Source organism: Saccharopolyspora sp. NPDC050389, assembly GCF_040655595.1.
In the GTDB taxonomy this organism is placed as follows: Bacteria; Actinomycetota; Actinomycetes; order Mycobacteriales; family Pseudonocardiaceae; genus Saccharopolyspora.
In genome coordinates this window covers 1-1,056 of record NZ_JBFAKG010000235.1, presented here as the reverse complement: position 1 = coordinate 1,056, position 1,056 = coordinate 1, and the positions used below count along the sequence as shown (strand labels likewise).

The following is a 1,056-nucleotide window of genomic DNA, read 5'->3' as shown; positions in this document are numbered from 1 at the left end:
TAACGACCTCGTGCATAGTTGGCGATCTTGACTGAGATGATCTTCGTGTGGGTCGTGCTGGGGTGTTGTCGAGTCGTCGGGTGACAGGGTTATCCGGGCAGGTCATCGCCGAGTTGGTGGCGGAGGTGGGTCCGGTGTGGCAGGCCCGTCAGGATGCTCGGTTGTCTGACCGTCCGCGGCGGCGGGCGCCGGGCGCGGGGGCGAAGTACAGGCTGGTGTTCGTGGATCGGCTGTTGGTCACGCTGGTGCATCTGCGGCATGGCAGCACGCATGATGTGCTGGCGGCGTGGTTCGGGGTCGACCGTTCGACGATCACGCGGGCTATCAACGAAATCCGGCCGTTGTTGGCCGATCGCGGTTGCCGCGTGGAGCAGGGGGTCCGGCTGCGCACGGTCGCCGATGTGGTCGCCTACCTCGACAGCGTGCGGCAGACGGCACTGATGGACGCCACTGAGATCCGGGTGCGCCGGCCCACCGTCAAGCGGGCGGGCCGACACCAGTTCATCTCCGGCAAGTCCCGGCAAAACGCTATGAAAGCACTGATGATCAGTGATGCGCAGGGACGCGTTCTGTTCTGCGGGGCCACCTGCCGGGGCAGCACCGCTGACATCACCCAAGCCCGACAGGCCGGTGTCACCGACTGGCTTGAGCACACCACGGCAGTCGAAATCCTCACGGACGCCGGCTACCAAGGCCTCGGTGCGCAGACCTGCGGTCAGGTGCTCACCCCGACGTTGAAGCATCACAAAAAGCGACTGGAGCGTATGCCCGGAATCACCGAACTCCGTGCAGCACAAAGGAAATCCCACGCTCGACGACGAGTGCGAGTGGAACATGGCATTGCCCATCTGAAGAACTGGCGCAGCTTGGCTCGCCACCTCGGGCGCCGAGAGATCCTCGACGACACCGTTCGCGCAGTCGCTGGGCTGCTGTCGGACCACCAACACACCGACCGTCCACAACGCAGGCCCACCGCCGCACTGACGGCCTCTTCGATGTGAATCAAGACCGCACAACACCCCAACACGCACCATCGCTAATCATGCACGAGGTCGT

Annotated in this window: 1 protein-coding gene; it reads left to right on the top strand. The window is 64.3% G+C overall.

Annotated features, from left to right (window positions below; genetic code table 11):
* Nucleotides 1-80 precede the first annotated feature (80 nt).
* Nucleotides 81-1,001 carry a transposase family protein gene (locus tag AB0I53_RS49610; RefSeq protein WP_358618234.1) on the top strand — a complete coding sequence of 307 codons (921 nt, stop codon included), beginning with the start codon at nucleotides 81-83 and terminating at the stop codon, nucleotides 999-1,001.
* Nucleotides 1,002-1,056: the final 55 nt, after the last annotated feature.